At 47.6% G+C, this 20554-nt stretch carries 18 protein-coding genes and 1 tRNA gene; 2 read left to right on the top strand and 17 right to left on the bottom strand.

Going from position 1 to position 20554, the window contains the following annotated elements:
• Nucleotides 1–57: 57 nt before the first annotated feature.
• The 7 genes from DWZ61_RS18145 to DWZ61_RS18115 all read right to left on the bottom strand — a co-directional run bounded on the left by DWZ61_RS18145 (nt 58) and on the right by DWZ61_RS18115 (nt 8799).
• A complete protein-coding gene (locus DWZ61_RS18145; RefSeq protein WP_117467355.1) occupies nt 58–1422 on the bottom strand; it encodes a PFL family protein in 1365 nt (454 codons plus the stop codon).
• A gap of 54 nt (nt 1423–1476) precedes the next feature.
• Nucleotides 1477–1749, bottom strand: a complete 273-nt coding sequence (locus tag DWZ61_RS18140; RefSeq protein WP_022311867.1) for an ACT domain-containing protein — start codon at nt 1747–1749, stop codon at nt 1477–1479.
• 253 nt (nt 1750–2002) lie between these two features.
• Complete coding sequence (locus tag DWZ61_RS18135) at nt 2003–2803, bottom strand: MBL fold metallo-hydrolase (protein ID WP_118539970.1); 801 nt, start codon at nt 2801–2803, stop codon at nt 2003–2005.
• Nucleotides 2804–2876: 73 nt separating this feature from the next.
• A complete protein-coding gene (locus DWZ61_RS18130) occupies nt 2877–5117 on the bottom strand; it encodes a cell division FtsA domain-containing protein (RefSeq protein ID WP_118539969.1) in 2241 nt (746 codons plus the stop codon).
• Entirely contained in the window at nt 5105–5710 is a 606-nt protein-coding gene (coaE, locus tag DWZ61_RS18125; RefSeq protein WP_117467360.1) for a dephospho-CoA kinase, read from the bottom strand. Before coaE ends, DWZ61_RS18130 begins: the two co-directional genes overlap by 13 nt.
• Nucleotides 5711–8428: a DNA polymerase I gene (polA, locus tag DWZ61_RS18120; protein ID WP_118539968.1), complete on the bottom strand. Its 2718-nt coding sequence runs from the start codon at nt 8426–8428 to the stop codon at nt 5711–5713.
• Between the two features lie 50 nt (nt 8429–8478).
• Entirely contained in the window at nt 8479–8799 is a 321-nt protein-coding gene (locus DWZ61_RS18115; RefSeq protein WP_022311862.1) for a zf-HC2 domain-containing protein, read from the bottom strand.
• A gap of 176 nt (nt 8800–8975) precedes the next feature.
• Here DWZ61_RS18115 and DWZ61_RS18110 point away from each other — a divergent pair.
• A tRNA-Leu gene (locus DWZ61_RS18110) sits at nt 8976–9058 on the top strand.
• Between the two features lie 368 nt (nt 9059–9426).
• On the opposite strand, the gene DWZ61_RS18105 is transcribed toward DWZ61_RS18110, so the two are convergent.
• The 4 genes from DWZ61_RS18105 to DWZ61_RS18090 all read right to left on the bottom strand — a co-directional run bounded on the left by DWZ61_RS18105 (nt 9427) and on the right by DWZ61_RS18090 (nt 13835).
• The gene (locus DWZ61_RS18105; RefSeq protein WP_118539967.1) at nt 9427–10470 is read right to left on the bottom strand and encodes a S66 peptidase family protein; all 1044 of its coding nucleotides are present in this window, start codon (nt 10468–10470) and stop codon (nt 9427–9429) included.
• Nucleotides 10471–10706: 236 nt separating this feature from the next.
• Entirely contained in the window at nt 10707–11984 is a 1278-nt protein-coding gene (locus DWZ61_RS18100) for a diaminopimelate decarboxylase (RefSeq protein WP_118539966.1), read from the bottom strand.
• A gap of 26 nt (nt 11985–12010) precedes the next feature.
• Nucleotides 12011–12994 (bottom strand): diaminopimelate dehydrogenase, encoded by a 984-nt coding sequence (locus DWZ61_RS18095; RefSeq protein ID WP_118539965.1) that lies wholly within the window; start codon nt 12992–12994, stop codon nt 12011–12013.
• 79 nt (nt 12995–13073) lie between these two features.
• The gene (locus DWZ61_RS18090) at nt 13074–13835 is read right to left on the bottom strand and encodes a TrmB family transcriptional regulator (protein WP_118539964.1); all 762 of its coding nucleotides are present in this window, start codon (nt 13833–13835) and stop codon (nt 13074–13076) included.
• A gap of 75 nt (nt 13836–13910) precedes the next feature.
• On the opposite strand from DWZ61_RS18090, the gene DWZ61_RS19865 reads away from it, so the two are divergent.
• Entirely contained in the window at nt 13911–14054 is a 144-nt protein-coding gene (locus tag DWZ61_RS19865) for a hypothetical protein (protein ID WP_182427187.1), read from the top strand.
• 383 nt (nt 14055–14437) lie between these two features.
• Here the strand turns inward: DWZ61_RS19865 and DWZ61_RS18085 are convergent, their stop codons facing one another.
• The 6 genes from DWZ61_RS18085 to DWZ61_RS18060 form a co-directional block, all read right to left on the bottom strand.
• Complete coding sequence (locus DWZ61_RS18085) at nt 14438–15112, bottom strand: uracil-DNA glycosylase (protein WP_118539963.1); 675 nt, start codon at nt 15110–15112, stop codon at nt 14438–14440.
• Nucleotides 15113–15134: 22 nt separating this feature from the next.
• Nucleotides 15135–15896, bottom strand: coding sequence for an imidazole glycerol phosphate synthase subunit HisF (gene hisF, locus DWZ61_RS18080; RefSeq protein ID WP_118539962.1), 762 nt, complete (start codon nt 15894–15896; stop codon nt 15135–15137).
• Between the two features lie 144 nt (nt 15897–16040).
• On the bottom strand, nt 16041–16685 hold the full coding sequence (hisH, locus tag DWZ61_RS18075; RefSeq protein WP_118539961.1) for an imidazole glycerol phosphate synthase subunit HisH: 645 nt from the start codon (nt 16683–16685) through the stop codon (nt 16041–16043).
• Nucleotides 16682–18517 (bottom strand): hypothetical protein, encoded by a 1836-nt coding sequence (locus DWZ61_RS18070; protein ID WP_118539960.1) that lies wholly within the window; start codon nt 18515–18517, stop codon nt 16682–16684. The genes hisH and DWZ61_RS18070 overlap by 4 nt, the downstream gene beginning before the upstream one ends.
• A gap of 43 nt (nt 18518–18560) precedes the next feature.
• Nucleotides 18561–19328 carry a hypothetical protein gene (locus DWZ61_RS18065; RefSeq protein ID WP_118539959.1) on the bottom strand — a complete coding sequence of 256 codons (768 nt, stop codon included), beginning with the start codon at nt 19326–19328 and terminating at the stop codon, nt 18561–18563.
• 65 nt (nt 19329–19393) lie between these two features.
• A complete protein-coding gene (locus DWZ61_RS18060; protein ID WP_022312258.1) occupies nt 19394–20305 on the bottom strand; it encodes a chemotaxis protein in 912 nt (303 codons plus the stop codon).
• Between the last annotated feature and the right edge of the window lie 249 nt (nt 20306–20554).

Raw genomic sequence — 20554 nt, 5'->3', positions numbered from 1 at the left:
CTTTTTTTGTACGGAATTCATCGTTTTTGGACTATTTACACCAAACTAACTTTCCAGTTAGTTCTTAAAGCTATGAATAGGTGCGGGGATGCGGCCGCCGCGGTTGACGAAAGCATCACAGGAGAAGGTATTCACGGGCATGATGGGTGCGTAACCTAACAGGCCGCCGAACTCTACGGTCTCTCCCACGCCTTTTCCGATTACGGGGATGATTCTGACTGCGGTGGTCTTCTGGTTCACCATACCGATGGCCATTTCATCCGCAATGATACCGGAAATAGTGGTTGCCTTGGTGTCTCCGGGAATGGCGATCATATCCAGACCTACGGAGCAGACACAAGTCATGGCTTCCAGCTTCTCGATGGTGAGGGCTCCGGCATTCACGGCATCGATCATTCCCTGATCTTCACTGACAGGAATGAATGCACCACTTAAACCGCCGACGTAGGAAGATGCCATAACACCGCCCTTTTTCACCTGATCATTCAACAACGCCAGGGCGGCAGTGGTTCCGGGAGCTCCGGCATGTTCCAGACCGATCTCACACAGGATATCCGCTACGCTGTCGCCGATGGCCGGGGTCGGTGCCAGAGACAGATCCACGATGCCAAAGGGAACATTTAACATCCGGGATGCCTCCTGTGCTACCAGCTGACCTACACGGGTTACCTTAAAAGCAGTCTTCTTGATAGTCTCACAGAGAACCTCGAAGTTCTCGCCGCGCACCTTTTCCAGTGCGGTCTTTACAACGCCGGGGCCGCTGACACCGACATTGATGATCTTGTCTGCTTCGGTCACACCATGAAAGGCACCTGCCATGAAAGGATTATCATCCGGTGCATTACAGAATACTACCAGCTTTGCACAGCCCAGGGAATCATCTTCCTTGGTATACTCTGCAGTCTCCCTGACCATCTCACCCATCAGCTTTACGGCATCCATGTTGATACCGGTCTTGGTGGAGCCCAGGTTCACAGAGCTGCACACACGCTCTGTGGTAGACAGCGCCAGAGGAATGGAACGGATCAGCAGTTCGTCCGCCGGGGTCATTCCCTTGCTGACCAATGCGGAATAACCGCCCAGGAAGTTCACACCAACCTCATGTGCTACCTTATCCAATGTCTTTGCAATACTTGCAAAGTCTTCTATCGTATGACATGCCGCACCACCGATCAGTGCAATGGGAGTTACGGAAATTCTCTTATTTACAATGGGGATGCCAAATTCTCTGGAGATCTCCTCTCCGGTCTTCACCAGATCCTTGGCTGCTTCGTAGATTTTGTTATAAATCTTCTCATTTAATCTGTCCAGATCGGAATCGATACAGTCTAACAGGCTGATACCCAGTGTGATGGTACGCACGTCCAGGTTCTCTTCCTCGATCATTTTGTTGGTCTCTGTTACTTCATATAAATTGATCATTACGGCTCCTATCTGCCCCTTCGGGTCTTATTTATTTCGAAATCGTGGGGCTTATCAGATGCGGTGCATCTTGTCAAAGATCTCTTCCTTCTGGCACTTGATCACTACGCCAATCTCTTCTCCGAGAGCAGCCAGTTCATCTGCCATATCACCAAAAGTTTTCTGCATCTGATTGGTGTCAACGATCATCATCATGTTAAAATATCCCTGTACGATGGTCTGGGAAATATCCAGGATATTGATGCCGTTTTCCGCAAGATAGGTACATACCTTTGCGATAATGCCTACTGTGTCCTTACCAACTACCGTAATAATTGTTCTTTTCATAATCGCCCTCATTTTCTGCATGAAATCATGCTATTATTTTTATCTATTAAACTACACTTTACTACAATTTGCAACCTCAAGTTCAGCCTATGAACATATTCAGACACAGAAATCATACTTGCATCATTTTGTGAGCGAATATGTTTCAGGCACCGAGCGCCAAACTATGGAGCAAAGCTAGTCATGAAATGACGCAAAAGCGTGCTATGATGCGGCTCCAACGAATAATGCTGGCTGATGCGCTGCGCATCCGCTACGCAATATTGATCACCGGAGATACATTGCTCCTGTCTGCCACCATCATCCGGAAGTCTTCCGCCCGGTAGGGGTTCTCTCCCATGGTGATTTCCATCCGGACCGCTTCATAGGCCAGCTCCGGAAGATTATTCTCCTTGCTGAGATGTCCCAGCACGATAGCCTGCAGCTTGTCATGCAGGATTCGACAGAGCAGCTTGCCGGAATTTTCATTGGAAAGGTGTCCTCTGTCCCCCAGAATTCTCTGTTTGAGATAATAGGGATAAGGTCCTACCTGCAACATCTTCACATCATGATTCGCTTCCAGCAGCAAGGCATCCATTCCCTTCAGGCACTCCACGGTGTAATCATTATAGACTCCTAAATCCGTACAGATTCCCACCTTTTTATCTCCGTAAGCAATACGATAGCCCACCGGCTGTGCCGCATCATGGGAGATTTTCATGGGATTGACAGTCAAATCCTTGATAGTCAGTTTCACATCTTCCTTCACTTCCCGAAACAGGGTTGGATCGATCTTGCCCAGATTCCCCATCTTCTGGATTTCTTCCAGGGTTCCCGTTGTGGCATAGATCGGCACTTCATATTTTCTCGCCATGACACCCAGTCCCGCCACATGATCCATATGTTCGTGGGTCACCAGGATGCCATCCAGATCTCTTCCGGTGAGTCCCAGACTGTTCAGCCCGGCCTCCGCCTTTTTGCCGCTGATTCCCACGTCCACCAGCAGATGCGTGGCCTCTGATCCCACATAAATACAGTTGCCGCTGCTGCCGCTGGCAATACTACATAATCTCATAACTTCTTAATCTCTTTTCTATCTTACTTCTGTCTTACTCTTTTCCGTTTTCCATCTTCGGCATTAATGCATACTAGTGCATGCTTTTCCAGTAGATCTCTATCACATCTCCCTCTTTCAAAGGTTCCATGAACTGTGCCGGGCGTCCATTTAAGTTCGTCACAATGGATCTGCCTGCGGATGCGGAGGATCCCAGATCAAAATCAATATAATCAAACACATCCACAAATACATAGGAAGCCTTACCCTGCATGGTGATGGGGGAATGGTTCACGATCACTGTTAATGGATGCGGTCCCTGTGGTGCCACGCTTTGGCTCTGTGCCGTCTGTTCCACGCTTTCGTACTTTTCGTCCTGCTTCCCGGAAGTCCCCTGCGTTGTCACGGAAGCCGTCCCGTTTTCTGCCGCAGTCTCTGTCCCCTGTGTCATCGCCGCTTCTCCTGCCACAGCCTCTGCTTTCTGCATCACAGGCCCTTCTCCATAAACAGGCTCTTCTCTATAGGCATCCTCTTCTGTGTCCGCATCCGGCAGATCTGCATAACTCCCTTCCGGCAGCGGGTTCTTCATATCCCAGCTTACGGTGAAATGCTCATAAACTCTGGTATCCGGCTGCGCCGCTGTATCATTGACCCTGATATCCGCACCGAGAGGCACATCCAGAAATTCTGCGATTTCCTTTACAGTATAAGAATTCCGAATCCGAATATCATCGTTCTGGCCGATCCGGTAGAATTCATTCTCTCTGTGACCGTTGACTTCCGCTGTCTTCGGCAGACTGATCTGTTTACCGTTCACATAGACCTGCAGTGCATCCCCCAGCTCAGAGAGTTTTCCCAGCTCCAGCACCGCCGGTTCGCCCTCCGTGGAAGGTGTTACCACAATGCGGTCCCCATTATGTACCTGGGTATACATATCCGCCTCGTCTCCGTTGACCCGGATGACTGCTGCCTCTCCCTGTTCGCCCCGCACCATACGGGTCTTACCATTGACAGTAAACAGAAGGGCTTCCCCTTTTCTGGGGAACAGCTGGTCATTGGGGAACTGCATCTGCATGGCGGCATCTGTCACGGATAATTTGCCGTTATCATAGAGTTTTACCCGCTCTCCGTTGAATTCCACGAAAATAAAATTATTGCTCTGTACATAATAGCTTAAACAGATACCGATAGGTGTTACCATCATGGCATCCTTTCTGGCATTTTCCAGTTCAAATGTAATGGTCTGCATGACTTCCTGTCCCCGGATTGCCACACGTTCCTTCACGATGCCCAGCTTCTCTGCCAGCTTCTCCGTGTAACCGGGCACCATTCCACCGCCGCCTACCACGAACACGGCACTGACCGGTTTGTCCCCGTTCAGTTCTTTGATGGTATCGGATACCAGCTGGGTCATACGTTCGATCTCCGGATCCAGCAGTTCCAGCACTTCGCTGGCTTTGATGGTCTGGGGCAGTCCCATGATATCTTCGTATTCGATAGTCTCCTGGGTTCTGCATTTTCTCTTGATCTGCTCGGCCACCTCGAATTCCACGAGACAATGCTGTACCAGAATATCCGTCAGGCTGTCTCCTGCTACGGGGATCATGCCATAGGCTGTGATGGTTCCCTCTTTGGTAATGGAAATATCACTGGTGCCTGCACCCACGTCCACCAATGCCATATTTAACATACGGAACTTCTCCGGAATTGCTACCTGAATGGCAGCAATAGGCTCCAGTGTCAGATTCGCCACATGCAGGCCCGCCAGTTCTACTGCCTTATACAGACCGTCCACTACATCATCCGGCAGAAACGTGGCGATCAGATCCACTGCAATGTTTTTTGCCTTATGTCCCTCCAGATTACCCATCTGGTAGCCATTCATGTAATACCGCATGGCCGTATAACCCACACAGTAGAATTTCATATCTGTATCCGTATTGCTGTTCTGGAATTCCTCGTAAGCCTTCTCCACGCCCATGGTACACAAGGAATACACATCTTCCTGCGTGATCTCCCGGTCGCTCTCAAAGCTGTGCTCCACATAGGTAGTGACGGTACGCAACACACGGCCTGCAGCTGCGATACATACTTCCGTAAGTTCTCTGCCCAGATCCGCTTCCAGCTGTTCCTTTACCTGGGAAATAGTCTCTCCCACCTTGCCGATGTCATGGATCTGTCCGTCCAGCATGGCTCTGGTCTCATGCTCCTTGGAGCGCTGTGCCAGCACATGGAACTTCCCGCCATTTAAGTATCCTACCGTACCTACGATGCTTCTCGTACCGATATCCAGTCCGAATACCAGCTGTCCCTGTTTTTCTTTTACTCCTTCCATGAATATGCCTCCAGTTTCTGTCTGATCTGTCTGTAGCTGTCTTCCAGACTGTCACTGTTATCAATGACAAAATCACAATGCTGCCGGAATTCTTCCTCCGAAAGCTGTGATGCTATGATCTTTTCTATCTTCTCCGGTGTGTAATTGCGGCTTTCCGAAAGTCTTCTTCTGCGTACATCTTCTCTGGCGTAGATATACCACATTTCATCCACTATATGTTCATACCCGCTCTCGATCAAAAGTGCCGCTTCCACAAAAAACAGTTCCACATCGCCCTTATTCTTTGCCTCTGCCAGACGATCCGCCAGATATTTTTTAACCGCAGGATGAATGATGGCATTCACCTGCTCCAACAGTGTCGGATCTGCAAAAATCTTTGCCGCCATTACCGGCTTATCGATCTGTCCGTCCGGCGCAAGGATTCCGTCTCCCATCAGCGCTACCAGCGCATGATAGCCTTCGGTTCCCGGTTCCTTGACTTTATGCCCGATCTCATCCGCCAGATAGATCTCACATTTATAATGCTGTCCGATATATTTTAAAATCTCTGTTTTCCCGGCACCCACACCGCCGGTAATACCTATAAAACGCATTTATTTCGCCTCATACCAGTTATTGCCCGTGTGCAGATCGATTTCCAGCGTCACCGCCAGATCTGCCGCGGACTTCATATTTTCCGTAAGGATCTCACGGACTCTTGCCTCTTCCTCCCGTGCGGTCTCGACCAACAGTTCGTCATGCACCTGCAGGATCAGACGGGATTTTAACCCTTCCTCTTTCAATGCTTTCCATACCTTGATCATGGCGATCTTGATAATATCCGCCGCCGTTCCCTGAATAGGGGCATTCATGGCCACTCGCTCGCCGAAGGACCGTTGCATGAAATTGGAGGATGACAGTTCCGGGATAGGTCGTCTTCTGCCAAACATGGTCTCCGTATAGCCCTTTTCCTTTGCATCCGCCACCAGTTTGTCGATGAATTCCTTCACCTTCGGGTAAGTGGCAAAATACTGTTCAATGTACTGTGCCGCTTCCTTTTTGCTGATACTCAGATCCTGACTCAGTCCAAAGGAACTGATACCGTAGACGATACCGAAATTGACTGCCTTGGCATTCCGGCGCTGCAGATCCGTGACTTGCTCGAAAGGAGTATGGAATACCTTGGATGCCGTGATCCGGTGAATATCCTCTTCCTGTCTGTAAGCATCAATCAGCTGTTCGTCTCCGGACATATGAGCCAGCACACGCAGTTCGATCTGGGAATAGTCCGCATCCATGAATTCATAGCCTTCTCTGGGGATAAATACCTTGCGGATCTGTCTGCCCAGTTCCATACGCATGGGAATGTTCTGCAGATTCGGCTCTGTAGAGCTGATACGCCCCGTAGCAGTAATGGTCTGATTGAAATTCGTATGGATCCTGCCGTCCTCTTCAATAAAAGCTGCCAGTCCGTCTGCATAGGTGGACTTTAACTTGGTCAGACCTCTGTATTCCAGGATATCTCTTACAATAGGGTAATCCGCCGACAGCTTTTCCAGCACATCCGCAGCTGTGGAATATCCGGTCTTGGTCTTCTTGCCGCCGGGGATCTGCATGGTCTCAAACAGTACCTCGCCCAGCTGCTTGGGGGAATTGATGTTGAACTCTGTTCCTGCCTGTATGTGAATGGACTGTTCCAGTTCCTCAATGCGGGCCACCAGTGCATCCCCATAAGCCTTCAGTTCCTCCCGCTTTACAGCCACACCTTCTTTCTGCATGTCATACAGTACCAGTGAAAGAGGCATCTCCATCTCCTCCATGAGACATTTCATGCCTGCTGCCTCCAGCTTGTCCTTCAGGACTTTTTTGCCTTTCCGGGAGACATAGGCTCCGTAGCACGCATACTCCATGGCTTTCCCGGCGTCCTCGGAAAGCAGTGTCCGGAAATCTCTCTTGCCGAATACTTCCGCTCTGCCCGGGATCAGAATTCCCAGATGCTCCGAAGCAATGGCCTCCATGTCATAATCATTCTTCAGAGGATTCAGCAGATACGCCGCGATCAATACGTCAAAATACTGTTCTGTACTGCTGCGGTCCAGATAGTCATACTGGTGCTTCACATCAAAGGTAGCGATCTGTGTATCCGTACCTGCGGAAAGTTCCTGTAGAGCTTCCGTGATCTCTGCGGTGTCATCCACAGATTCCACCGCTTCCGCAAACAGACTTAATTGCCCTTCCGGTTCCTTTTCATGGGTCAGGGCATAAAATACCGTCTCCTCATCGGACACAGACAATGCCACCCCCAGCAATTCTTCTTTTTTCGTAGTAGCATCCACTGGTTCCGTGATCAGCCACAGGCCGATCTCCTTCTGTTTCTGCGCTTTTTTCAGATATTGTAAAAATTCTTTTTTATCTTCAATCTGTCGGAAGCTTTCTGCGATCTTGCTGTCATTGGCGGCGGCATCTTTTTCAAATCTTCCCAACAGATTTTTGAATTCCAGACGTTTGCACAAGGTATAGGCTTCCGGGGTATAGAACCCCTCTGCTCTGGCCTGTTCGTAATCCAACTGCAATTCGCAGTCGGTCTTGATCGTTGCCAGCGTCTTGCTCAGATCTGCCAGATCCTTATGCTCGATCAGGGATTCCCGGATACTTTTTTTCGAGATTTCTTCCACATGGGCATAAATATTATCCAGAGAACCGTACTCCACCATCAGTGCCTGTGCGGTTTTCTCCCCCACCTTCGGCACTCCTGGAATATTATCGGCGGTATCTCCCATCAGGGCTTTCAGTTCGATAAACTGTAACGGAGTCACCTGATAGGCAGCCAGTACATCTGCGGCATAATAATCCTCGATCTCCGTTCTGCCCTGCTTCGTCTTCGGAATCCGGATCTTGATATGATCCGTGGCAATCTGCAGCAGATCTCTGTCCCCGGAGACCAGTGATACTTCCAATCCGGCCTGCTCTGCTTTTTTGGCCAGCGTTCCAAGAATGTCATCTGCTTCCAGTCCCGCCTGCTCCATAATGGTAATATGCATGGCCTTCAGGATTTCCTTCATGACGGGCACCTGCTCCCGCAATTCCTCCGGCATAGGCTTTCTCGTTCCCTTGTAAGCCTCATACATTTTGTGGCGGAAAGTCGGTGCATGAACATCAAAAGCCACTGCCAGATATTCCGGCTTTTCCTCCTCCAGAATTTTAAACATAATATTCAAAAAACCATAAATGGCATTTGTGTGCAGTCCCTCTGCATTACTCAGATCCGGCACTCCGTAGAATGCCCGGTTCAATATACTGTGTCCGTCGATCAATACCAGTTTCTGACTCATACTCTGTCTATCCTATCTTAATTCTATCCTCTTGATTCTATCAGGTGTCGCTAAGAGATGATCCATCCCAGAAATCCCATAAGAAAAATCACCGTCAGCACTTCCAGTACGGCCCCTGTCTTCAGAAAAGCCATATGAAATCTTACCTTGCGCTTTGCTTCCGCAAGTCTCAGTTCCAGTTCTCTCTGCAGGTCAAAAGCATCGCCGTCTTCCAGACGCTGCATACCTTCCGTTACAAGGAACTGAATCACCAATTCCTCCTTGCAGCCCGGGCATTCCCGCATATGCTCCCCGAATTCCTGCAAGGTCTGAAAATCCAGTTTTCCTGCAATGAAATCAGGAATATTCTTTTCAAATTCTTTGCAATTCATGCTTCCACCCTATTCCAAAACAGTTCTACAGATTGCGTTCCCATATACTCATACACTTCTACTATACAACATCTTGTGTAAAAAGACTAGAAAAATAGTAGCAAGATTCCAGAAAAAAAACTCTTGTCAACTTTTTTAATCTATGATAAGATAATCTCTGTTGTGAGTGTTTGAATGCCGGCGTGTCGGAATGGCAGACGAGGCAGACTCAAAATCTGTTGGTGGCAACACCGTATGGGTTCAAGTCCCATTGCCGGCAGTTAGTGCAGAATCAAATCGGTTCTGCGCTTTCTTTTTGTATTTTTATAACCACATCGCATTTCCTGCTTTTTCTAATTTTTTTCCAATCATCTCCTATGGATTAATTGTTACAAAATTGTTACAATTCATTTGTGCTTAGCTAACACAGACGTAACCGAACACCAGGCAACAGGAAAAGGAGGAAGAAAGTATGTGTTTCAAATTCATTAACTGTTCTCAGTGGTTGAATGCATTCTGCGGCTACTTCAATTTTGGCTGCTAATATCGTTTTCGACGAATAGAGCGTTCCATAGACGCACGAAAAGGCTCTCCCGTTTGGGATGAGCCTTTTCTTATTTCTACACTTTTTCTATGAATTTATACATTTTACCGATAGTCATAACGGAGGGTGACATCATTGCCCTGTACCTGTACTTCCGCACAGCTTCCGGTGACAATCGGCATCATGGGTGCCAGATGTCCCAGATCCACATCCATGATCACGGGAACATTCTTCTCTCCCGCCACGGCCAGAACTGCCTGGTACTGATCCAGTCCCATCATCTCCTGTCCGAAACACAACGGTCTTCCGATGAGAAAACCTTTGACATACTGAAACCATCCGGCTTCCTCCATCTGCCACATGGCTCTGCGGATGGCAAAAACATTCAGGTCACAGGCTTCCAGGAACCAGATGATTCCGTCCTCTTTATACTTTTCCAGAAAATCCTGTGTTTTATCAAACCGGGTTCCCAGTAGATTCACCAGACAATCCATACAGCCGCCCAGCAACCGACCTGAAAAGCGGATCTCCGGTTCCTCTTCTGCTGTCTGTCTGCCAAGATACTTTTTCAGCACTCTGGATTCCGTGGTGTTATAGGGCAACAGAGGCTGTTCTTCATTTTTCAGAGACTCCTTTTCCCACTTGTCATATCCATGCACCTCTTTGGTCTCTCCGGTCAATATTCCGAAGGCATCTTTCAGGGATGCATGCCAGGGCTCCATGCCAAAGGCGGCCGCGCAGGGGCCGTAGACGGAGGCGGTATCACAGATGGTTGCCAGCAGATAGGTCATGTTGGTATTGTCAGAATACCCCAGATACCACTTGGGCTCTGCTGCCTGCAGACGCTCAAAATCCACATGGCTCATGGTCTCGCACATCAGTTCTCCGCCACCGCAGGAGATCAGACAGTCATTTTCCGGGCTGCAATAGTAATCCGTCAACTCCTTCCCGCATTTTTCGGGGGTGTTACTGATACCAATGCCCTCTCCGGCATAACAGTTGGGGCCTAATTGTAACTGATAGCCCATTTCCCGGAATTTCTTCTGGGCATTGCCAAAGGCAGTGTAATAAGGTTCTATCTGACAGCCAAAAGAAGGGGCCACAAATCCAATGGTCCCTCCCCGCTGTATATGTTTCGGATATTTCATTGCTTCGTATCCTCCTATATCACCCATTCGCATTCCGGGCTATCGCCCTTCTTGCTCATGTTCGTTCACTTCCCTCATAGGAGGTTTGCTTTGCCTGCAAGCAGTCACGCCAACCTCCTATGGGTACTCCCATTCGCATTCCGGGCTATCGCCCTTCTTGCTCATGTTCGTTCACTTCCCTCATAGGAGGTCTGCTTTGCCTGCAAGCAGTCACGCCAACCTCCTATGGGTAAGTGTTATACGTCAAAATTAATCTTATTATAAATATCGAAACAGTCAAAGGTTGCAAAATAATCCTTCGGTGTCTCGGCACGGCGGATCAGTTCCACGCTGCCGTCCTCCTTCAGCAGAAGCTCTGCGGATTTCAGCTTACCGTTGTAATTGTAACCCATGGCAAAACCGTGTGCACCGGTATCGTGGATGGCAATATAGTCACCGATATCGATCTTCGGCAGCATCCGGTCGATGGCGAATTTGTCGTTGTTCTCGCACAGGGAACCGGTCACATCGTACTTGTGGTCGCAGGGCTCGTTTTCCTTGCCCAGTACAGTGATGTGATGGTAAGCGCCGTACATGGCGGGACGCATCAGATTCACGGCACAGGCATCCACACCGATGTATTCCTTATGAGTATGCTTCTCATGGATGACCTGGGTCACCAGATGTCCGTAAGGTGCCATCATATAACGACCAAGCTCTGTGTAGATTGCCACATCACCCATGCCTGCCGGTACCAGAACTTCCTCATATACCTTACGCACGCCTTCGCCGATGACTCTGATGTCGTTGGGTTCCTGATCCGGACGGTAAGGAATACCGATACCACCGGACAGATTGATGAAGGTAATGTGTGCGCCGGTCTCCTCTTTCAGCTTTACTGCCAGTTCGAACAGTTCTCTTGCCAGAGTGGGATAATAGTCATTCGTTACCGTGTTACTGGCCAGAAAAGAATGGATACCAAAATTCTCCACACCCTTTGCCTTCAGGATCTTATATCCCTCAAACATCTGCTCCGTGGTGAAACCGTATTTAGCATCGCCCGGATTGTCCATGATGTTATTGCTGATGGAAAAATATCCGCCGGGATTGTAACGGCAGCTCAGGGTCTTGGGCAGATAACCAATGGTCTTCTCCAGGAAATCGATATGGGTGATGTCATCCAGATTGATGGTGGCACCGATTTTTGCCGCATATTCGAATTCATGGGCCGGGGTATCGTTGGAGGAGAACATAATGTCCTCTCCCTTTACCCCCATAGCATTGCTGAGCATCAGCTCTGTCAGAGAGGAGCAGTCACATCCACAGCCGTAATCTCTTAAGATGTTGATCAGAAAAGGGTTGGGAGTCGCCTTTACCGCAAAGAACTCCTTGTAGCCCTTGTTCCACGCAAAAGCTTCCTTCAGCACCTTCGCATTCTCCCGGATTCCCTTTTCATCATAGATATGAAACGGTGTGGGATATTTTTCTGCGATCTTTTCGATCATTTCTTTGGTAACAAATGCCTTTTTTTCCATAAGTATCTCCTCTGCATCTATCTTATTTACAGTAACGCGCTTCTCATCTCTTCCGGAGTCAGAGTGCTCAGATAAGCAGGTGCCACATCAAATACGGTCTTGCAGCCCTTCTGGTCTTCCTGATTCATGCGGTAAGCAGCTCTTGCATAAGCGGTCAGTACGCAGGAAGTGAACTCCGGGTTGGAATCCAGCTTTAAGCTGTACTCGATCACATGGTTGTGCTCACCGTTTAAGCCGGTCTTGCCGGTACGCAGTACAAATCCGCCGTGAGGGATACCTGCGTGATCTCTCTGCAGTTCTTCCTCAGTGATGAAATGTACAGTAGTATCATAATCTGCAAAATAGTTGGGCATGGTCTTGATCTGCTCTTCGATTTGTGCCTTGTCTGCGCCCTCTTCCGCCACCACAAAGCACTCTCTGGTATGCTTCTGTCTGGTGGTCAGAACCGGATTCTCACAGTTTCTGACAGCTTCCAGTGCGGACTCTACGGGAATGGTATACTGCTTGGCATCCTTGACACCGGGGATACGACGGATGGCATCGGAATGTCCCTGGCTGACACCCTTACCCCAGAAGGTATAATCGCTGCCGTCTCTTAAAATGGCATTGGCATACAGTCTGTTCAGGGAGAACATACCGGGATCCCAGCCTACGGAAATCATGGCTACCTTGCCGCCCTCTTTTGCTGCAGCATCTACCTGTGCGAAATGCTCGGGGATCTTCGCATGGGTATCAAAGCTGTCTACCACGTTGAAATATTTTGCATACTCTGCGGTCTGTTTGGGCAGATCAGTTGCGGAGCCTCCGCACAGCACCAGGACATCGATCTTGTCCTGCATGGACAGCAACTGATCTACATTATAAACCTTCACATCTGTTAAAGTCTTTACTGTAGCAGGATCTCTTCTGGTAAATACGGCTACCAGCTCCATGTCATCATTCTGCTTTACTGCACATTCCATTCCTTTTCCTAAGTTACCATAACCTAAAATTGCGACTCTGATACTCATTTTTCTATCCCTTTCTATTTTATCCTATTTATGAGAACGCTGCGGCCGTTTCCACCCGGCAAAAGCGTTTTCTACATAATTATTGCTCACCCTGCTTCAACCGAATGAGGGCGATCTCGTTGCGCATGGCATCCTTGAAGACTCTGACAAAATTCTTCTGGCCACTGTAAAGGCAGGTATCACTGCTCTTTCCCGTCACCGTACCGGTGAGAATGTACTCGGAATCTATGATGAGACGGATCTGATCCATCTGCTGTTCCTCTTCCTTAGGCTCTCTGAAATGCTCCGGCACACGGTATTGTATGATACCGTCACATAATTCTTCGTCTTTGGAAAAAAGTTCTTTATTATCCTCTGAGATCAGGACTACTTTTTTCCCTGCCTTCACCAGTTCCCGGATTTCCTCTGTCCATTCTTCCAAAAAAGCTCCTGTTGCGGAAAAATAGATCCGCATTTCCGCTCCGAGAATCATATGCCGGATTTTATCACAGATGTGCTCATATCCTTCAATGGTTATGTAACCTTCCCGGGGGAGAGACTTTTTCGGACCGTCGGCTACCAGTCGCTCCTTTACTTTCATCAGATACCGGACCCTGTTATCACAAAATTCAGGAAGTGCGACAGCCAGATATTTGGTAGATGTCCCTTCCATCACGTAAGCAGCACCATGCTCCACCAGGGATGCCAGTCCATTATACACATTGGACCTGGATATTCCGGTCAGCTTCGCCACCTCATATCCTGTCAATTCCTCATTTTTCAGAAGACACAGGTATATTGCAGCTTCCTGCCTGCTCAGCCCGAACAGGGTTAGTTGTTCTATGATTGCCGCTTCTTCCATAGATGCTCCTTTAGTAGTTCTTTACAGGAACACTATAGTAAGGATTCCTTGTTTTGTCAATAGGGGAAATACTTATTGAGAAAAGATGTCAGTAAAGAAATAGAAAGTGATGCCACTCCTCCGGGAGTTCTGTTTGTATTAAAAACGCCTTTTTTTGCTAAAAAAATACAAAAACAGGAGATTTTGGCCTTTTATAAGAGCTTATTTTCGCTAAAATAGGAAAAATAATAAAATCAGTACAAAAAATGTTTGATTTAGAGGTTTTTTGTACTGATTTTGCTATTTTAATGCGATTTGCACCAAAGCAATAGAAATGGCTGCAGCAGAAATGCCTATGGTGTACAGATATTATGAAAAAAGCAGAACGTCCGCAGCGGATGGAATATCCTTCCGGGGATGTTTGTCGGACGGTGGTGACATTTTCTCGAAAAGTGTTGAAAATCAGGGTGGTGCGAACAGGACGTTCGCGACAGGCGGACGTTCGTGGAGGGTATGGCAGCACTACGTTACGAGCCATGCACCCTGAGTGAACCAGCCTCGCTTGTGCGCAAGCGCCCATCGGGGTGTTCCACTCTATTTTTGCATGGCTCGTAACTCACAATTTACACATTTTCAATCTGCCAGTCGATGGGCTCCACGCCGTGTTCTTTCAAGAAGTTGTTGGTCTTGCTGAAAGGTCTGCTGCCGAAGAAACCGCGGTAGGCAGACAGGGGGCTGGGATGAGGGGCCTCTAAGATCAGATGATTGGGATTGTTCAACATAGCTTTCTTCATCTGGGCAGGTCTGCCCCACAGGATAAACACAATGGGACGATCCTGTGCATTCAGTGCCCGGATGGCGGCATCTGTAAACTCTTCCCAACCTTTCCCGTGATGGGAATTGGCCATGTGTGCCCGCACAGTAAGCACCGTATTGAGCATCAGGACACCCTGCTCGGCCCATTTTACAAGATAACCATTGTTAGGGATATAGCATCCCAGATCATCGTGAAGTTCCTGATAAATATTCACCAGAGAAGGGGGAATATCTACATCCGGCTTCACCGAGAAACACAGTCCATGAGCCTGTCCCACATTATGATAAGGATCCTGTCCTAAAATCACCACTTTTACCTTGCTTAACGGCGTCAGATGAAATGCATTGAAAATATCATCCGCCGGTGGGAAGACCACGGTGGTGTTGTATTCATTTTTGACAAATTCAAAAAGCTGTCTGTAATAAGGCTTGTGGAATTCTCCGCCCAAAGCCGTCAGCCAGTCATTCGTGATCATTGCCATAGTCAAATCCTCCCTGTCGTCCCTAGAGACGGACACTGATTCCTTTTTCCCGTAGGTATTCTTTCACCTGCCTGATCTCTAATTCTTTGTAATGGAACAGAGATGCCGCCAGAACTGCCTCTGCCTTTCCCTCTGTCAGAGCATCATAGAAATGAGACAGCTGTCCAGCACCGCCGGATGCAATAACCGGAATGCTTACACTCTCTGCCACAGCCCTGGTCAGCTCCAGATCATAGCCTTCCTTCGTGCCGTCACCGTCCATGCTGGTCAGCAGGATCTCTCCGGCTCCCATCTTCTCTGCGGTTCTGGCCCACTCCACAGCGTCCATGCCCATATCCACACGACCACCGTTTTTATAAATATTCCAACCACCGCCGTCTGCCCGCTTCTTGGCATCGATAGCGACCACCACACACTGACTGCCAAACTTCTCTGCTGCATCACTGATCAGCTGCGGATTCATAATGGCTGCGGAATTCACAGAAATCTTGTCTGCTCCTTCTCTCAATATCGCCTTAAAATCATCCACGGTACGGATTCCTCCGCCTACAGTGAAAGGAATAAATACCTTGCTGGCTACCTTCCGCACCCACTCTAACTGCGTTGCTCTACTGTCTGCAGAAGCCGTAATGTCCAAAAATACCACTTCGTCCGCACCGGCTGCATCATAAGCAGATGCTACCTCCGACGGATCTCCGGCATCCCGGAAATTCACAAAATTCACACCTTTTACTACTCTGCCATCCTTCACATCCAGACAGGGAATTACTCTTTTGGTATGCATATTAATCTCCATTCCGCAGACGATTCCTTCCGTCGGAGGAATTGCGAATCAAATTTAAAATTTGATTCTGCGATAAGAGCTACTTTGTGACGTCTGCCGCACAAATAGCCGTGTGAAAAATAAGCTATCATGCTTATTTTCACACTATCTTCCTCCCTGCTTATCTTTTTCCCGAAACTCTTGTGTGATCTCTATGAAATTCTGCAGAATTTTCATTCCCACCCGGGAACTTTTCTCGGGATGGAACTGACAGGCAAAAATATTACCCTTTTCCACGGAAGCATGAATCAAAGTTCCATATTCTGTGGTGGCAGTAACAATGGAAGGATCTGCTGCCTCCAGATAATAGGAATGTACAAAATATACATAGGAATGCTCTTCCACGCCTCGGAAAAGTCTTCCTTCATTGGGAAAAGTAAGGTCATTCCAGCCAATATGCGGAATCTTCAGTTCTTCTGCCGCAGGAATCCTTCGGATCTTACCGTCTAACAGGTGCAGTCCCTCTACTCCCGGTGTCTCCTCACTACTCTCAAACATCAGCTGTAAGCCCAGACAGATTCCCAGAAAAGGGATCTGCCTGTCCACTACTTCATGAATGACATCCACCAGTCCGTACTGGTGCAGTTTTTCCATGGCATCACCGAACGCTCCCACACCCGGCAGGATCACACCGTCTGCGGACAGGATTTCCTCTCTGTCTCTGGTAATCTTTACCTCTTCTCCCAGAAAATTCAATGCCTTTTCTACACTCTTTATGTTGCCAGCATCATAGTCGAGCACTGTGATCATTGCTGTATCTCCTCTTCCTCGGGGAGAGGATCCGGCAGCTGTGCGGGCGCCTCCTCCGTATTAGGTGCAGATGTTTCCTCCGTTACCGTTCCCTGCGGGAACTCCCAGAATCCCAGTCCCAGCCTTTGCAGAACCAACATTACATTCTTCGTATATTCTACATTATCGGAAATATCCGCAATCTGTTGTGCCTCTTCCTGACTTAACTGATATTTCTGGGAAAGGATATTCAAAATATCCTGGAATGCCAGACTTACCTCATCCTGCGCATTCCACTGTGTCGCATAATTTAACAATGTCGGATAATCCCTGACTGCCTGAAGCAGGCTGTCCAATGCCTCCAATTCAGAGCCTTCGTTTACGAATACTTCGTACTCCCGCAGCCACATACGGATGGTCAGAATACTCTCGGACTGACTGTACATCACCTGTTCTGTCTCATCCAGTTCCTTGCCCATCAGATTCTGGTAACAGGTCTGATAATCTCCGGCATAGTAAGCTTCTCTACCGCTGCGCTTCGCGGTATAATCCGCCAGGAAGTTACCCAGCAACAGAATCACCGCCCCCAGAGAAATACATACCACTACAATCGGGAGGATTTTCTTCGGAGAAAGCTTTTTCTCCGATACTGACGGCTTATCTTCCTTTTCCGGCTTTTCTTTTTTCTTTTTTTCTTTTGCCGGTTTCTTGGGCTTGGGTTGCTTTTCTTTTTTAGGCTTTTTCTGTTTTTTTCCCTTCTTGTTCTTGCCGCCCTTGTCCATCTCTTCCAGGATCTTCTTGTTCTCATCGGACAGCTGCAACTGATCCGCTTCCTCTTCTTCCTCGTCCTCCTCGGTGAACAGATCTAATAATTTGGCAAAAAAGCCTTTTTTCTCTTTCTTCTGTTCCGGCTCATCCATGATGTCTGCGCCTGCAGCCTTCAGAATATCCATCACATCTGCAGATTCCGGTTCTCCGGATGCATTATCCGTGCTGTTCTCCGACTGCTCCGGAAATGCTCCCGCCAGTAAAGCGTCCAGATCGTCATCCAGGCCTCCTGCATCTCCGTTTTCCGCAGCATTTTCCGTACTTTCTACACTTTCCGTGTTGTCAGAAGCCTCCATCGGTGTTTTGTCTGTATCATCCATGCCATCCTTCAGGGAAGACAGATCCGCAAGATCATCCGGCACAGTTTCCGGGATATCCGATGTAACTTCCTCTCCCGCAGGCTGTGCTGATTCTGTCTCATCCGGTGCTGCTTCCGGTTCTTCCTTGGATTTCTTCTTAAACCGTTCAAAAAATCCCAGCTTCTTTTCCTTCTTTTTCTTTTCTTTTTTCTTTTTTCCGCGCTTGCCGTTGTCTTCTTCCCGCTCTGCTGTTTCCTCCGGCTGTGCAGTCTCCGGTGTCACCTGATCCAGAATATTTGACAATCCCTCGTCATCCGCATTCTCCAACATTTTGATCAGATCGTCATTAGCATCGTTGCTCTCCTGTGCCGGAGCATCCCCGGATTGCTCCTGGCTCTGCTGCAATAGCCTGTTAATTTCATCCTCAGACATAGAAGCTGTCTCCTCTGGAAGAATGGCTGTATTTTCCGCTACAGGCTGACTTGCTTCCGTTTCCTGCTCTGATGAATCAGCTTTTTGAGCATCCAGCGCCGACTGCAGCAGATCATCCATATCGCTCATATCGACCTGAATTCCACTCTCTTCCACAGGCTCCGGCGTTTCCGGTGCTTTGGCAGTTTCTTCCTCCGTCCCGGTCATTTTCGGCTCCTTTGTAACCTCTGTTTCCGTATTTTCTGTTTCAATTCCTTTTAATAAATTATCCAGGTATTCCTCCTGTGAAGGCATATGTCATTCCTCCGCTTTCTCACAAGTTACTAACATGTTAAGTTTAACACAGGCTGAGCAGCCAGGCAATGGGATTTTGTTCTCCATCTATACAATAAAGGTCTGCTTTTTGTTGAAACAAAGCGATTCTCTCAAAAGGGGAACGTATAATCGTAGGAAAACGGTTCCCCTCCCCAATCTCCAACAACACCATTTTATGATTCAGGGTATTTTGCAGCCAGTTCTGATATTCTGTCCAGGTTTTCAAATATCCTTTTTCATCGTATCGGCCGGCATAGACATTGTTGAGTACCAACTTTTTCCCGCACTTTGGACATTTTCCCAAATCCGGAACCGAAAACCCGTTAGTCTGCAGCTTCTTAAAACTCTCCTGCAATTGTTCCTCATCTGCTTCTGTCACTGTCTGGATGCCTTCCTCACACCCGTCCGGGCACTGTTTTTTCGTCCAGTCTCCACAGGGTGCCACGAATCGCTCTTTTTTCAATAACATTTTTTTCCAGGGAACCTCTGCCAATTTATGATTCAGCGAAGATGAAACCACAAAATAACTCTTTTTTTCCAATACTTTTGCCAGCTTCTGCAATCCCTTCTCGATCTCTGCTTCCATCTCCGGCAAATACTGTCTGCGGAATTGTTCTTCCACATAAGGCAAAAGCCAAAGTACATTCTGCTGTTGTAACTGTTCCCGGATTCTGCGGTAATCTTCTCTGCTTTGCAGGAAAAATTCCATGTCAAACTCCTGTCCCAGGCCCACCAGCACATATTCCGCTTCTTCAATTTTCTGAAGAATTTCTTCTGTTTGTTTATCCATAACTGTATCCTGATATTATAGCAAAAGGCTGGGACTATCCCAGCCTTTTTGCTTCTCTAAACTTACTATCTGTCTAAATGCTTCTCTGCTACCAGTTCGTCCACAATTCTTACCAGATTACCGATCTCGGGTTTGGAAAGCTGTGCATCTGCTCCCAAAGCCTCTCCCTTTCTCTTCATGTCATCATTAACCAGTGATGAGAAAATGATAATAGGAATGTCCTTGGTCGCATCATCGCTCTTCACAAGCTTGGTCAGTCTGTGACCATCCATTTCCGGCATCTCAATATCGGTGATGATACAACGAACATGCTGATCCAGTGTACCATCCTCTTTGCACTGCGTAATAACATCATATGCTTTCTGACCGTTCTCTGTATGGATCAGATTTACATAGCCGGCTGCCTTCAGGGAATCTACAATCAGCTTGTTAAGCAGAGGGGAATCCTCTGCAATCAGAATAGGAACAGAGCTTCTTGTACGCTCTCCCAGTTCATTCAGCTCGGACATCTTCAGTCCTGTCTCCGGATTGATGTCAGATACGATCTTCTCGAAATCCAGAATAATGATCAGCTTGTCATTCTTCTTGATAATGCCGGTAGCAACACTCTCATCTGCTGCAGAAATGGTGATATCCGGCTTAATAATATCTCTCCAGCTTACTCTGTGAATACCTAATACAGATTCTACATGGAATGCAATATCCAGCTTATTAAAGTTGGTAACGATAAATAATCCTTTTTTCTCAGATTCACCACGCCCCAGACAATTCTTCAGATCAATGGCGGTGATCATAGTATCTCTCGGCATGAAAATACCTTCAATACTGGGATGTGAATTCGGAACCGGTGTTACTGGCTGATAGGTGATGATCTCTTTGATCTTGGCAACATTAATTCCGTAGGAATTACCTGCCAGGGTAAACTCCAGAATCTCCAATTCATTTGTTCCGTTTTCAAGTAATATCTTAGTATCCATACTTACTCCTGTGCCCTTCCCGCTGCTTTTGTTCTTTATGCCATATTCTTTATGCCATATATTTTAAGAAGCCTGCAATGCAGCCTTTTACTACTTTCTCAATTAATTATAACATATATTTTAAAAAAAGAAACAATTATCTGAAATTAATGCATAAAAAAAAACGATAGCAGAAAGCTATCGTTTTTAATTTATTCCTTCAAAACCGAACACTGAAACTCTATCTCTTATACCTTAACTTACATCCTT

Source organism: Clostridium sp. AF34-10BH, from assembly GCF_003478095.1.
GTDB classification, from domain to species: Bacteria; Bacillota; Clostridia; order Lachnospirales; family Lachnospiraceae; genus Acetatifactor; species Acetatifactor acetigignens.
Note: the sequence above shows the minus strand (reverse complement) of the source record. Positions and strands in the feature narration are given on the sequence as shown.